The sequence below is a fragment of the Clostridium sp. CM028 genome, assembly GCF_030585565.1.
Taxonomy (GTDB): Bacteria; Bacillota; Clostridia; order Clostridiales; family Clostridiaceae; genus Clostridium_AD; species Clostridium_AD estertheticum_B.
Genome location: NZ_CP077766.1, coordinates 3,287,727 through 3,303,370, shown reverse-complemented (window position 1 = coordinate 3,303,370; position 15,644 = coordinate 3,287,727). Strand labels below are relative to the sequence as shown.

10 protein-coding genes and 1 other annotated feature are annotated in these 15,644 nt (G+C 32.4%); of the genes, 6 read left to right on the top strand and 4 right to left on the bottom strand.

Annotated features, from left to right (window positions below; translation table 11 throughout):
• Positions 1-2 precede the first annotated feature (2 nt).
• From KTC94_RS15585 to KTC94_RS15575, 3 genes are all read right to left on the bottom strand, one after another.
• On the bottom strand, positions 3-941 hold the full coding sequence (locus KTC94_RS15585; protein ID WP_165413896.1) for an ABC transporter permease: 939 nt from the start codon (positions 939-941) through the stop codon (positions 3-5).
• A 16-nt stretch (positions 942-957) separates the two neighbouring features.
• Complete coding sequence (locus KTC94_RS15580; RefSeq protein ID WP_216303284.1) at positions 958-1,875, bottom strand: ABC transporter permease; 918 nt, start codon at positions 1,873-1,875, stop codon at positions 958-960.
• An 892-nt stretch (positions 1,876-2,767) separates the two neighbouring features.
• Positions 2,768-5,410: a valine--tRNA ligase gene (locus KTC94_RS15575; RefSeq protein ID WP_216303286.1), complete on the bottom strand. Its 2,643-nt coding sequence runs from the start codon at positions 5,408-5,410 to the stop codon at positions 2,768-2,770.
• A gap of 83 nt (positions 5,411-5,493) precedes the next feature.
• Positions 5,494-5,719 (bottom strand) — a binding site (T-box leader).
• 173 nt (positions 5,720-5,892) lie between these two features.
• Here KTC94_RS15575 and KTC94_RS15570 point away from each other — a divergent pair.
• From KTC94_RS15570 to KTC94_RS15555, 4 genes are all read left to right on the top strand, one after another.
• The gene (locus KTC94_RS15570) at positions 5,893-6,915 is read left to right on the top strand and encodes an ABC transporter substrate-binding protein (protein WP_216303287.1); all 1,023 of its coding nucleotides are present in this window, start codon (positions 5,893-5,895) and stop codon (positions 6,913-6,915) included.
• A gap of 348 nt (positions 6,916-7,263) precedes the next feature.
• Positions 7,264-7,857, top strand: a complete 594-nt coding sequence (locus KTC94_RS15565) for a hypothetical protein (RefSeq protein ID WP_220319651.1) — start codon at positions 7,264-7,266, stop codon at positions 7,855-7,857.
• 197 nt (positions 7,858-8,054) lie between these two features.
• The gene (locus tag KTC94_RS15560; protein ID WP_216302022.1) at positions 8,055-8,267 is read left to right on the top strand and encodes a helix-turn-helix transcriptional regulator; all 213 of its coding nucleotides are present in this window, start codon (positions 8,055-8,057) and stop codon (positions 8,265-8,267) included.
• Positions 8,268-8,269: 2 nt separating this feature from the next.
• Positions 8,270-8,668: a hypothetical protein gene (locus tag KTC94_RS15555; protein ID WP_220319650.1), complete on the top strand. Its 399-nt coding sequence runs from the start codon at positions 8,270-8,272 to the stop codon at positions 8,666-8,668.
• Between the two features lie 391 nt (positions 8,669-9,059).
• Here the strand turns inward: KTC94_RS15555 and KTC94_RS15550 are convergent, their stop codons facing one another.
• Entirely contained in the window at positions 9,060-13,340 is a 4,281-nt protein-coding gene (locus KTC94_RS15550; protein ID WP_220319649.1) for a 2-hydroxyacyl-CoA dehydratase, read from the bottom strand.
• A 754-nt stretch (positions 13,341-14,094) separates the two neighbouring features.
• On the opposite strand from KTC94_RS15550, the gene KTC94_RS15545 reads away from it, so the two are divergent.
• Both KTC94_RS15545 and KTC94_RS15540 read left to right on the top strand, forming a co-directional pair.
• Positions 14,095-14,838 carry an ABC transporter ATP-binding protein gene (locus KTC94_RS15545; protein ID WP_258876398.1) on the top strand — a complete coding sequence of 248 codons (744 nt, stop codon included), beginning with the start codon at positions 14,095-14,097 and terminating at the stop codon, positions 14,836-14,838.
• Entirely contained in the window at positions 14,822-15,622 is an 801-nt protein-coding gene (locus KTC94_RS15540; protein WP_216302015.1) for an ABC transporter permease, read from the top strand. Before KTC94_RS15545 ends, KTC94_RS15540 begins: the two co-directional genes overlap by 17 nt.
• Positions 15,623-15,644 lie beyond the last annotated feature (22 nt).

Sequence of the window (15,644 nt, the reverse complement as noted above, 5' to 3'; positions counted from 1 at the left end):
ACTTATTTTCTCATCTTTGGATCTAGAGCATCTCTTAAGCCGTCACCAAGGAAATTAAATGCAAGTATTGTTAAACATATTGCCATCGCCGGGAAAAACAATTGTAATGGGTAAAGTTGGTATCCATCTAATGCTTCTGACGCAAGGCTTCCCCATGATGCTTGAGGTGCAGAAATTCCAAGTCCTATAAAACTAAGAAAAGCTTCTGTAAAAATAGCACCCGGTACAGACATTGTCATTGTTACTATTATCGGTCCCATACTATTTGGAATAAGATGTTTTAGTATTATTCTCATGCTAGACGCACCTGAAACCTTTGCAGCAAGGACAAATTCCTGTTCCTTTAGTGCCATAACTTGCGAACGAACTATTCTTGCCATTACCACCCAAAAGGATATTGCCATTGCAATTATAATATTTAACATACCCCCATCGGCTGATGGATGATTTGGTTTAGTAAGTATAACCATCAAGAGAATAACATAAATCATACTAGGTACTGACCAAATTACATCAACAATCCTCATCATTAAATTATCAACAATACCACCTGCATATCCTGCAATACTACCATACAAAATTCCTACAACAAGATTTAATATACTTGCAACATATGCAATGATAAGTGAAATTCTTGCTCCATATAATATTCTTACAAATTGGTCGCGACCAAACTTATCAGTACCGAGCCAATGAGTCGCACTAGGGTTTTGGTTTGCAATTCTAAAATTCTGAGAATAATAATTATACTTTGATAACATTGGGCCAACTATAGCAAGTATAGTTATTAATATAACAAAAACTAATCCTCCCATCGCAAGCTTGTTTTGTTTTAATCTTCTCCAAGCATCCTGTAGATAAGTTTCACTTGGTCTAACTATCTCATTCATTTTTTTCTTGTCATTTGGTATTTTTTCAAATAACTCACTATTTATCTCCATGTTTATGCACCCCCTATTATTCAATTTTTATTCTTGGGTCAATTACTGCGTAAAGTATATCAACAACAAAATTAGAAAGTACTAAGAAGGTAGCATCTAAAGTTACAAAACCTATTATCACGGTGTAATCTCTGTTTGTTATGCTTGTAATGAATTCTCGGCCCATACCTGGGATACCAAACAGCCCTTCAATTACAAAGCTACCAGTTAAAACAGCAGCAAGAAGTGGTCCAATATAAGTTACAATAGGAATTAATGAGTTTCTTAAAGCATGTTTATATATAACTGCATTTTTAGAAAGTCCCTTAGCCCTTGCAACTCTAATATAATCCGTCCTTATAACATCAAGTAAAGCCGACCTTCCAAGTCTTGCAACAAAGGCCATCGAAGATGCTCCAAGAGCAATTGACGGAAGAACATAATCCATAGGAGATTCAAGCCCTATGGCATGAAATATACCCATCCTTATTGCGAATACATAAATCATTAGTGTCGCAATTACAAAACTTGGTACCGTAATTCCAATGGTTGAAATAAACATACATAATTTATCCGGCCATTTTCCTTGATGGAGGGCTGCAACTATTCCTAGATATACACCTAATACCATAGCAAACCCTACAGAAACCACACCTAATCTAGCAGAAACCGGAAGAGAATATCCTATAATTTCATTAACTGTTCTTCCTTCATATGTCATTGAAGGACCTAGGTCCCCATGCGAAAGATTTTTTAGATACATAGTGTATTGTTTAAATACAGGTTTGTCCAAACCAAATTTCTTGTTCAAATTCTCTAAAACCTGTGGATTAAGCTTTTTTTCACCAGAAAATGGTCCGCCAGGCATTAATCGCATTAAGAAAAAAGTTATTGTGATAACGACGAAGATTGTAATCACAGTTGAAAATAGTCTTTTAACAAAGAAATTTAACATCTTTTGCCCCCCCATCTTATAATATTGGTACTTTTCTTCCCCCTTATATAAACACTAATCTTGTTTTTTGAATTATAGCTTATTATCTTACCTTTATTAATTTTAAGAATACAAGATTATCTCGTTGTTGAAAGATTCGAATTACTTACACTATTTAAGTTGCTCCGGATAAATATTTCATTTTAAAATATTTTCATGTAACTATTCCGTTATCAAATCATTTGATTTATCCGATTTTTTTTAACATGTCCATTTTACAACAATAAAATAATTAAATATATTATTCATATATCTTTTATATTCCTTCATATTTCATAGCCATCTTAACCTTTATAAATGCTGATTTGAAAAATATTCACAGTATTATTTTGCACTATCGTAGGTCCTCCCCTTTAATCTTATTTTAAGTATAATAATATTTTTCCAGAAGTCAATGTATTTTTTGTAAGTAAATCCATATATTATCCATATTTTATTTGTGATTCCTTCGTGTTTTTTATATATTTTGTATGTTTTGTAAAATACATTAGTATATATAACAGGTTTCATTATGAAAATAAATTCATAGTAATCTATATTTCTATTTATGAAAAAGGAATTAATAATAGAATTAAACTAATGAAATATATTTTTATATGTTTCATTTATTTTAATAGTTGGCCACCTCTAAATTAGATTCACCTTTTTTCACTTATCTTATAGTAGATCAAATTAGAGAATCTTTTCTCCTGTTCTTTATCAATACACCTTGCATAATTATTGGTATGCTGAACTCACACCATTCATTTTTTTCAATATTCCAACTTTTTATTTGTATGGTAAAAACAAAAAAAACTATAGAATAGACTTTTCAAGTGTCTATTCTATAGTTTATCTTGCTTTTTATTAAAGATTATTTCAAGTTTTCTATACTTTTAATTACTAAATCATACATTTCTTTATATTTTTCGCCCTTAGCTTTTTCCTCATCAACCACTTCAATTGGAGCTTTAGCTGTGAATCTTTCATTACAAAGCTTTTTCTCTACTCTATCTATTTCTTTTTTTAGTTTTTCTTTTTCTTTATTTAATCTTTCTAATTCTTTTTCTAAGTCTACAAGCTCAAGTAATGGCATATATACCTGCGCGCCCTTAGTTACTACTGTAACTACATTTTCTGGTGCTTCGGCTTTTGTAGCTAGAAACTTAACCTCACTAGCTGATGCAAGTTTTTGAAAATAAACCATACCTTCCTCAAATGCTTCTTTTGCCTCTGTAGCATATATAAATACTTTAGCTTTTCTTGAAGGTGCTACATTCATATCCGATCTAGCATTTCTTACGTCTTTTATCGCTTCTATGATATAATTCATATTTTCCTGCGCTTTTTCATCTTTAAGAGCATCGTCATACTCTGGCCACTTAGAAATCGTTATAGATTCATACTCATTATCTAAGTGAGTATAAATTTCTTCTGTTATAAATGGCATAACAGGATGAAGTAATTTAAGCCCAGTTTTTAATACATTGTTTAATACATTTAATGCGATGCCTTTAGCCTCTCCATCTTCTGCGTATAATACTGGTTTAACAAGTTCAATATACCAATCACAGAATTCTGTCCACATGAAATCATGAGTCTTTTGAAGTGCTATCCCTATTTCATATTTCTCAATATTTTCTGTAACTTCTTTTATTACAGTGTTCATTCTTGATAATATCCATTTGTCTGCAACAGTGTAATTTTTATTATCTTTATATTTCTCCATTAATTCGCAATTATTGTTCATCATAACAAATCTAGAAGCATTCCAAATTTTATTAGCAAAGTTTCTAGCTGCTTCAACTCTTGACTCATAGAACCTTATATCACTGCCTGGAGAGTTTCCTGTTGCGAGCGAAAACCTTAACGCATCTGAACCATATTGGTCTATTACGTCTAATGGATCAATACCATTTCCCAGAGACTTAGACATTTTTCTTCCTTGATCATCTCTAACCATTCCATGTATTACTACTGTTTCAAATGGCACTTCCCCTAAATTATAAATCCCTGAAAAAATCATTCTTGCTACCCAGAAGAATATAATATCATATCCAGTTACTAAAACACTTGTTGGATAGAACTGTTTTAAATCCTCTGTGTTATTTGGAAAGCCAAGTGTTGAGAAAGGCCACAATGCTGAACTAAACCAAGTATCAAGCACATCTTTATCTTGATTAAGATTTGTACTATTACATTTACTGCAACTTGTTGGCGCATTAACTGTAACTATAATTTCCCCACAATCTTTGCAATACCATACTGGTATTCTATGTCCCCACCATAACTGTCTTGATATACACCAATCTTGAATATTCTCCATCCAATTGAAGTATGTTTTTTCAAATCTTTCAGGAACAAATTTAGTTTTATTTTCCCGTACAGCCTCTATAGCTGGTTTTGCAAGTGATTTCATTTTAACATACCATTGTTTTGATAACATTGGTTCTACAGTGGTTTTACACCTATCATGAGTACCTACATTATGAGCGTGGTCTTTTATTTTAACAAGTAGTCCTGCATTATGTAAATCTTCTACCATGACCTTTCTTGCGTCATATTTATCAAGACCTGAATATTTTCCATAACCCTCGCATATAGCTGCATTTTCATCCAAAACCACTATTTCTGGAAGATTATGTCTTTTTCCTACTTGGTAATCATTAGGATCATGTGCTGGAGTAATTTTAACTGCGCCTGTTCCAAACTCTATATCAACATAATCATCTGCAATTATTGGTATTTCTCTATTTACTAGAGGTAGCATTATTTTTTTTCCTACTAAATGTGTATACCGTGGATCTTTAGGATTTACAGCTACCGCCGTATCTCCAAGCATAGTTTCCGGCCTCGTGGTAGCTATTTCTAAAAACTCATCGCTACCTATTATTGGATATTTAACATGCCAGAAGTGCCCCTCTTGTTCTTCAAACTCTATTTCAGCATCTGAAATTGCCGTCATGCATTTTGGGCACCAATTTGTTATCCTATTGCCTTGGTATATTAGTCCATCCTTATATAATTTAACGAAAACTTCTCTTACTGCATGGTTTAAGTTTTCATCCATGGTAAAGCTTTCCCTAGTAAAATCAACAGAACATCCCATTTTCTTTATTTGTCCTCTTATTTTTTCTCTATATTCATTAGTCCACTCCCAAACTTTTTCAAGGAAGGCTTCTCTTCCCATTTCTTTTTTCTTAAGCCCTTTTTTTAAAAGTTCATTTTCAACCTTTACTTCTGTTGCAATACTAGCATGGTCCTCACCAGGAAGCCACAAGGTATTGTACCCTTGCATTCTTTTAGTTCTTATTAGAATATCTTGAAGAGTATTATCAAGAGCATGCCCTAAATGTAATTTTCCTGTAATGTTTGGTGGGGGCATTACTATTGTAAATGGTTTTTTATCTTTATCAACGGTTGGAGTAAAAAATCCTTTTTCTTCCCACCATGCGTAAAGTCGTTCTTCAAACTCTTTTGGATCATAATTCTTAGCAATATTATTATTTTCTTCCATTATTAACTCCTCCTAAACAATAATTAGTATGTCAATTTATTTTAGCAATAAATTTCAAACAATAAAAAAAGAGCCTTCGTCTATAAAAGGACGAAAAGCTCGCGGTACCACCTTTTTTCCTACAATTTTGCAGGCTCTTTAAAATTTAACGATTAAGAAAACCGTCTTTGCCATCTACTCATAATTACATGAATTGGCAAAGAAGCTCCGAAGCTACCTTCAAGGTTTTTCATATAGAAGATCTTACAGCCTCTGGATCTTCCTCTCTTAATATTATTTTCCCCTACTCCTCTTCATCTACGCTTTTGAATGTTTTATGAAATTATTATCTAGTTGTTCAATTATTATTCACTTGTCTTTCATTTATTGTATACCTCTTAATTTACATATGTCAAGGTATTTCATTTTTGAATTTAAAATGTCACATCTACACGCTCTTTCATATTATATAATTATATCAACTATATAATATGGAGGTATCTATGAAGCTTAAAAAAATTTCGATTTTTTCCCTGTTTCTTTCTCTCGCCTTGATAACCACCTTATTTTCCGGCTGTAAAAAGAAACCTAGTGATGCTTTAGTAAAAGTAAAATTAAGTGAAGTAGTTCGTTCTATTTTCTATGCCCCTATGTATGCAGCTATTTCTCAAGGCTTCTTTAAAGAAGAGGGTATTGAAATCAACCTTTCAACTGGGCAAGGAGCGGACAAAACTATGCAGCAGGTATTAAGCAAATCTGTAGATATAGGTTTCTGTGGACCTGAGCAAGTTATTTACATCTATAATCAACACCGAGAAGACTATCCTGTTATTTTTGCACAATTAACACAAAAAGATGGATCTTTCTTAGTAGGCAGAAATGCTGAAGCGAATTTCAAATGGGAATCCTTAAAGGGTAAAACTGTAATAGGAGGAAGACCTGGCGGCGTACCTGAAATGGCTTTTGAGTATGTCTTAAAAAATCATGGTATTAAACCAGTTATTGATATAAATCTTGTTACAAACCTCGCTTTCACAGCTACGTCCGGTGCTTTCAAGGGCGGAGCAGGTAATTATGTTACTCTTTTTGAACCTAGTGCTAGTATGATGAAAAAAGATAATTCTGGACATATTGTAGCCTCCATCGGAGCGTCCGCTGGAACCATACCTTATACATGTTTTTTTTCCACAAAATCTTATATAGAAAAAAATCCAGAAATGGTTCAAAAATTCACTAATGCAATATATAAAGGTCAAAAATGGGTAAGTAGTCATTCCGATAAAGAAGTAATGACTTCAATTAAATCTTATTTCCCTGGCGCAGATGAGGCTGTTCTTACTTCATCCATTAAAAACTATAGAGATATAAATGCTTTTGCGCCGAACCCAATATTAAAATCAGATGACTTAACAAAGCTTATGGATATAATACAATCTTATAACGCAGCGTTAATTCCCGAAAGACCATCTTTTAATAAAATCGTCAACAATTCCTTTAGCGACAAAGCCGTAAAAGACTTAAAATAAAAAGTAAAAAAGTATACATTACTATTAATGCATTCACTTCGCTAAGAACTACTAATTTTATTTTTAATTAATTTGCTAAAAAACATAAACTCGCTGTCGCTCAAACATATGTTTTTCGTAACGCATCTTAATTAAAAATAAAATAAGAATTTCCAAATGAAAACTCAACCTCAATTATCAACTCTCAACTATAAAAAAGGCTATGTTTAAATTTAATGTTAATAATTAACATTTTATGAATATTCGGATATAATAAGACTATATGAAGGATTACGGAGGTTTTATTATGGCAAGTTTAACGGCAAGCAATTTATATATAATAAAGGGGGAATAATCCTGAAAAAAATAATGAAATTATTCAGTCTACTATTTTTAATAACTATAGCTTCTACTGGATGTAAAAGTTCAGATGAAAACAATGCACAAAAAGTTGCTCAAGAACTTGGAAGAAATCTCTACACAGTAAATACAGAAAAAGTTGCTGAGTATAAGAAACTTCTTAGGGAAGGTAAAAAAATGGATATAGCAAGTGGAAATCCCACAAATACTGATGGAGTTATACCACATACACAGGAATATATCAAAATTATACAGTCCCTTGATAAAAATTTATTACCTTTAATGACAGCAAAGGGGTATGAAACTATTGCGGGACATTACAATATTGTGGCTACAAAGTTCTGTAATGACAATAATTATACTTTACATGTTACAGACTTTATCTTAGATAAAAATTTGTATGGTGAGAAAGAAGATAAAGCTGGATATTATTATGAAGCTAAATTGAAGTTTATTTCTACTAATGGGAAGGCTGAACGAACTGATACAGCAAAAGGATATATAGGGCTTTTAAACGAAAATGGTAAGTGGAAGGTATTTGTTTACAAATCAGAAGCAGACCCAAAATTGTATATTGAGCTAATGAAAAAAATTAAAAAATAAATGATAATATTAATATATAAATTAAGGGAAGTCACAAATAAAATGGCTTCCCTCTTTAATTGTTATTTTAATATACCCTATTATACCATTTTTCTAAGATATAGAGATATATTTAGTGTAAATATATCTTTACACTCAGTAATATTTTCTTTATAATATAAGTAAAGATATCTTTACTTTTGATTGGAGGGCTACAAATGAGGGTGATAAATCATATTCGTGAAATTCGTCAAGAAAAGATGATAACACAAGTTAAAATGGCAGAAGATTTACAAGTTACGAGGCAAACTATAAATGCAATTGAGAAAAATAAATATAATCCCAGTTTGGAGTTAGCACTAAAATTAATACAGTATTTTGATGTGCCAATTGAGGAATTATTTTATTTAGGAAAATCAAAGGGGGAATAACTATGAAAAATAAAAAATTGCAAATCTTTGGTTGGGTGTTTATCATGTTATGTATGATGATAGGTGGTTTTTGGGGTATGTATATTTTTGGTGAAGACCCTATTGAATATGTTATGCCTATTATAGGTGGGTTAGCATTCGGAAATATCATAACTTTGATTTTATATAAGTGGAATAAAAAAAGAAATGGTAATATTCCAGATGCTGATGAACGAACTCTGCTACTTTTGAAACGTTATCTTATGATTGTACTTTACGTTGTTCTTTTGGGTAGTGGGGCTATTTTACTTATTCTATATTCAATGGGTGTTCATTCTATTGAAACTGGTATGTTGATCGTATATATGATGGTATTATATATATTAATTGGGGTTGGAGCTATTATAACAAAATGGTTATAAATCAGATAATTAATTCATTGCATAAAAAAAGAAGGTATTACCCCTCTCTTATATTCCATACTTTTTCATCATAATACATTGTGTGGAATATGATGATTTGAATATTTTTTCTTGGATTATGATGATTTGAATATTTTTTCTTGGATTATGCTAACAAAAGTATATATTGCGTAAAATGCATTTGAACTAGCCTTAGTGATTCTTAATTTATTTTAATTACAGATGGGTGAAGAACAATATATGTTTGAGCGTAAGCGAGTTTGTATTTTTTAGCAACTGTAAATAAAATAGATTTTAGAATTACTTCGCGATGTGAAATCACTTAGCAATATATACTTTTCGTTGTAGCATAATTTAAGAAAAAACTTGTAATTAACAATTCATTAGATTTTTAATCTGTTTTTTTATCACTAGCTACTTCTTGATGCGCAATTTTAACTTCTTCCTCACTCTTAAGGTTTTTAAAAGCAATGGACATCATAAGCTTTATTCTATTAATTTGATTTACTTCACTTGCACCTGGGTCATAATCTATAGCAGTTATATTCGATCCTGGATACCTCCGCTTTAATTCCTTAATCATCCCTTTACCTGTTACATGATTTGGAAGGCAAGCAAAAGGTTGCATACACACTATGTTTCTTGTTCCACTTTCAATAAGCTCAACCATTTCAGCGGTGAGAAACCATCCTTCACCTGCTTGATTACCTAGTGATAAAATAGGTGCTGCTCCTTTCGCTAATTCCTGTATAGTTTTAGGTGCGTGAAATCTTTTACTACTTTCTAAAGCCGATTTCATACATTTTCTGAAACCTTCTATATATCGAATTGCTATATTACTTAGTACTTTATCAGTCCTACTCTTACCCAAATACTTATATTTAAAATCAGCATCATATGCACAGTATAAGAAAAAGTCCGTTAAATCCGGCATAACTGCCTCCCCACCTTCATTTTCAATAACATCTATAATATTATTGTTAGCTGTAGGATGGAACTTAACTAAAATCTCTCCTACTAGACCTATCTGAGGTTTCGAAATGTTTTTGATTTCTAGATTGTCAAAATCAGCTACTATAGAGGATATATTATTATTAAACTCGCGACTATTACCTTTTGTCACGGCTTCTTTACATATTTTCACCCATTTTTCATAAAGTAAATTAGCTGAGCCTAGTATCTTCTCATAAGGTCTAACCTTGTATAGTACCCTCATAAACAAATCTCCGTACACTAAAGCCATTATCGATTTTTTAACCATTGGATATGTGAATTTTAAACCCGGATTTTTCTCAAGACCAGCAGCATTTAAGGATATTACTGGAATCTTTGGAAACCCCGCTTCCTTCAAGGCTTTCCTAAGGAATCCAATATAATTTGTAGCTCTACATCCTCCACAGGTTTGAGAAATTATAACGGAGGTATTATCTATTTCATATCTACCTGATTTTAAAGCAGCAATTATTTGTCCTACTACAATTATTGTTGGATAACAAGCGTCATTATTTACATATTTTAAGCCTTCATCTACAGCTTTAGTATCTACCGAAGGTAAAATTTCTAAATTGTATCCTGATGAATTAAAAGCTTCCTGTACAAATTGAAAATGCACCGGAGACATTTGTGGGCATAAAATCGTGTGATTTTTTCTCATTTCCTTGGTGAAAATAATTCTACTGTTGATTTCCTCAGTTTTACTCGGCAAAGTTCCGTTCTTGTCTCTTTCATCGAGGGCGGCTTTTAAGGATCTAATTCTAATTCTAGCAGCTCCCAAGTTATTTCCCTCATCAATTTTTAAGCTTGTATATATCTTGCCGCTATTTTCTAAAATTTCTCCAACTTGGTCCGTGGTAACTGCATCAAGTCCACACCCAAAAGAATTTAGCTGAATAAGCTCAATATTGGGCTCTTTTGCTACAAAACTCGCCGCTGCGTATAACCTAGAATGATATACCCATTGATCTACTATTTTTAAAGGTCTTTCAACAACACCTAGATGAGCTACAGAATCCTCTGTAAGCACGGGCATATCAAATCCCGTAATTAAACTAGGAATTCCATGATTAATTTCTGGGTCTATATGATAAGGTCTCCCTGCTAAAACAATACCCCTCTTTCCGGTCCTCCTAATATATTGTACGACTTCCGCACCTTTACTTTGAATATCCAATTTTACCTTTTCAGTTTCGATCCATGCCTTTTTAACCGCCATAGCAACTTCTCTTTTATCAATTCCAAAACTCGCTAGCTCACCCGCTAATCTATCAATTATTTTTTTCTTATTATCTAAAGAAATAAAAGGATTCAGGAACTTAATATCTCGTTCCTTCAATATATCCATATTATTTTTTATTACCTCAGGATATGAAGTTACTATAGGACAGTTATAATGATTATCCGCGCCTGATTGCTCCTTTTTTTCATATGGAATACAAGGATAGAATATAGTGTCTACCCCCTTATTTATAAGACTCATTATATGCCCATGTGCTATTTTAGCCGGATAGCAAGCAGATTCTGAGGGAATAGTTGCAATTCCCATTTCATATACCTGTTTAGAAGATCTTTGGGATACTTCTACCCTGAATCCTAAATTGGTAAAGAAGGTAAACCAAAACGGATAATTTTCATATATGTTAAGTACTCTTGGAATGCCTATTACACCCCTAAATGCCTCTTCCTTCTTTAATGGAGTATAATCAAATATTCTTTTATACTTATAGTCATAGAGATTAGGAACCTCTTCTTTTTTACTGCTTTTTCCTAATGCTTTTTCACAGCGATTACCAGTTATAAATTCCCTTTCATTATCAAATTTATTAATTGTAAGAACGCATTGATTTGCGCATTGCTTGCATCTACCCATTGAAGTTTCTACATTAAAACTATCCAATTGTTCGAGTGATAACAATGTAGAAATTTTGCCTTTTACTGCTCTTTCCTTTGCAATAAGTGCGGCACCAAATGCACCCATTAGTCCTGCAATATCTGGCCTAACCGCCTCTCGTCCTGAAATAATTTCAAAAGCCCTAAGTACTGAATTGTTATAAAATGTTCCGCCTTGAACTATTATTTTCTTACCCATGTCCTTTGGGTCTCTTATCTTAATAACTTTAAGCAGTGCATTTTTTATTACCGAATAAGAAAGTCCTGATGATATATCCCCTATAGAGGCGCCTTCCTTCTGAGCCTGTTTAACCCTTGAATTCATAAACACAGTACATCTTGAACCTAAGTCCACTGGGCTTTTAGCAGACAAGGCTACATTTGCGAAATCTGATATTTGCATATCTAAAGAATTAGCAAAAGTTTCTATAAAAGAACCACAACCAGAAGAACATGCTTCATTTAGCATTATACTATCGATTACCCCATCTTTTATTTTTAAACACTTCATATCTTGCCCGCCAATGTCTAATATAAAGTCTACTCCTGGCAAAAAGAATTTTGCTGCCTTGTAATGAGCTATAGTTTCAATTTCTCCAATGTCCACTTTTAATGCAGCCATTATTAGCCTTTCACCATAACCTGTTACCGCTGAATTTTTGATGATTACTTCACTCGGTAAAATAGTGTATATATGTTTTAATATTTTACTAACTACGGTCAATGGATTGCCTTCATTACTTCCATAGTAAGAGTATAAAATTGCGCCTTCCTCATCTATAAGTGTAACTTTGGTAGTTGTAGATCCAGCATCTATTCCCAAAAAACAATTCCCCGTGTAATCCGCTAATTCTTTTCTTGCTGCCTTATATTCGCTCTGTCTTTTGTTAAATACTTGTAGCTCCGCATCATCTATAAATAAAGGCCTAAGTCTTCGAACATCGAGGCTCGATACTTCCTTTAACTTTGGAAGCTGCCTCTTTAGTTCTTCAAAAGAAATAATGCCCTCATTCTTTGATGACATAGCAGCCCCTAGCGCAACAAATAACTGAGAATCCTTAGGAAAAATAACTTGATCCTCTGAGAGCTTTAATGTCTCAATAAACCTTTGTCGTAGTTCAGACAAGAAATATAATGGCCCACCTAAAAATGCAACATTTCCCGTAATCGGTCTACCGCAAGCAAGTCCACTAATAGTTTGATTAACTACTGATTGAAAAACTGACACAGCAATATCTTCTTTCGCAGCACCTTCATTTAATAAGGGTTGAATATCAGTTTTAGCAAAAACTCCGCATCTAGCTGCAATTGGGTATATAGTTTTATACTTCTTTGCAAGTTCATTAAGTCCCGCTGCATCCGTTTGAAGCAGTGATGCCATCTGATCAATAAATGCGCCAGTACCACCAGCGCAAGTACCATTCATTCTTTGGTCTATTCCTCCATCAAAATATATAATCTTTGCATCTTCTCCACCTAGTTCAATAGCCACATTAGTTCTTGGGATAATATTTTCTATAGCATAAGTACTGGCAACTACTTCTTGAATAAATGTGATATTGAGCCATTTAGATAAGGCTAGTCCACCAGACCCCGTTACCACTATAGTTATATCGCATTCACTGAATGCATCATAAGCCTCATATAAAAGCTCGGCTATTGTACTTTTTATATCAGAAAAATGCCTTTGATACTTACTATATATTATTTTTTCTTGATTATTTAACACTACTATTTTAACAGTGGTAGATCCTACATCTAATCCAACATGTAATATTTTTTTCATAATTATCTTCTCTTTCCCCGCAAGTCTGGATTTATTTGTGTTTTTTGACCCTAATATTTTATTATATATGTTAATGCAGTTGGATTCAATCTCCATTTTTTTAAAATAACCTAATATTTCAGTAAATATCCTATTTATTTATATATATCTTTATTCTTCAAAAACCGAATTTATTCCCTCTGCTACAAATACTTATAATATTTTTTCTATTAATCTCATGTTATTAATAAAATTTGTAATTATTAATTGTATTTGTATAAAATTAAAACATAAGTATATAAAATTATAACTCAATAACCATAATATTTTCAACCTATTTTTTCTTTATTATAGTATGTACATCCCTATCTATTTATTATGGTATTTATATTCTATTTATATAAGTGGGTGGCTTTCCTCCTGAAATATTGTTAATCATCATCTGCGATGCTGCAATATTAACGACTTCAGAAGGCGTTTTATATTTCTACTTAACTCTTATTTTTATTATAGATGTATATTCCTACTTAAGTAAGTGGGTAACCCTTCTGAAATGTTGTTAATCATCATCTGCGATGCTGCAATATTAACGACTTCAGAAGGCGTTTTATATTTCTACTTAACTCTTATTTTTATTATAGATGTATATTCCTACTTAAGTAAGTGGGTGACCCTTCTGAAATGTCGTTAACAATACATTATCTACCCTCATATACTAAACTATAACTCTCAAGGGGATGACAAAGTGATTAAAGTAGAAATTAATAATATATGCATGAATTATCACTCTTTAACTGCAGAAACTCCTGCTTTAAAGCATATCTCATTTAGTGTAGAAGAAGGTCACTTTTTAAGTATTGTAGGCCCTTCTGGCTGTGGGAAATCTACGCTGTTAAATATAATAGCAGGCTTAATTACTCCGTCATATGGCGAAATAGTAATTAAAAGTCACGATAATAGCTCAAGCCTTTCAAAAATTGGATATATGTTTCAAAAGGATCAATTATTCGACTGGTTAACCATATGGGACAATGTACTTTTGGGTCTCAAAATTAACCACCGTATTACAGATGACAATAAGGAAATGGTAAAAAATATTTTAATAAGCTATGGTCTCTGGGAATTTAGAAATCATCATCCTAGAGAATTATCCGGAGGCATGCGCCAAAGAGTTGCTTTAATTCGCACCCTAGCTTTAAGCCCCGAAGTCCTTCTTTTAGATGAGCCTTTCTCAGCTTTAGACTACCAAACTAGATTAAACATTAGTGATGAAGTTTATGAAATTATAAAAAAAGAAAAAAAGACTACTATAATGGTAACTCATGATATTTCTGAAGCTATCGCTATGTCAGATGAAATTATTATCCTTTCAAATCGACCTGCTGTAATCGTTAAAGAGATGAATATTGAATTTGGAGAAGATTTCCCTTGTCCTCTCAAGCGTCGAGAAGCTCCAAATTTCAGAGTTTACTTCAATGAAATTTGGAAGGAGTTGAATAGCAATGCTGATTCAAAGTGATGAGCAAAAGAATTATATCAAAAATGTAAAAAGAGAGAAATACACTATTATTTTCACAAGGATAATAATACTAATTGTTTTTTTTAGCCTTTGGGAAATAGCTGGCAGACTTAAATGGATTGATTCCTTTTTAACAAGCACACCGTCAAAAATGTATAATTCCTTTATACAAATATATAATGAAGGTACACTGCTAACTCATATATCAGTAACATGTTTTGAAACAATAACAGGTTTTTTACTTGGAACCATATTAGGGGCCTTAATTGCAGTCTTATTGTGGTGGTCCGATTTTGTTTCAAAAGTTTTGGATCCATACTTAATAGTATTAAATGCCTTGCCTAAAGTAGCTCTTGCACCTATTATTATATTTTGGGTAGGCAACGGGGTAAAGGCAATAATAGTAATCGCGCTTTTAATATCAATAGTTGTAACCATAATTAGCATACTAAGCGGTTTTAGAGAAGTGGATGAAGATAAAATTAAACTTTTAAAAACCTTCGGAGCTTCTAAATACCAAATATTAATTAATCTAATTATTCCTTCATCTATTGGAGCTTTTATTTCTGCACTTAAGATCAATGTAGGCCTCTCATGGGTGGGCGTAATTATGGGTGAGTTCTTAGTGGCTAAAGAAGGTTTAGGATTTTTAATAATCTATGGTGGTCAAGTTTCCCAACTAGATATGGTAATGATGAGCATAGTAATACTTTCTATCTTAGCTTATCTTATGTATGAAATGGTTGCACTTTTCGAAAAAAAAGTAGTTAATAAAAACAAATAAAATTCCACTTAAATGAATACAT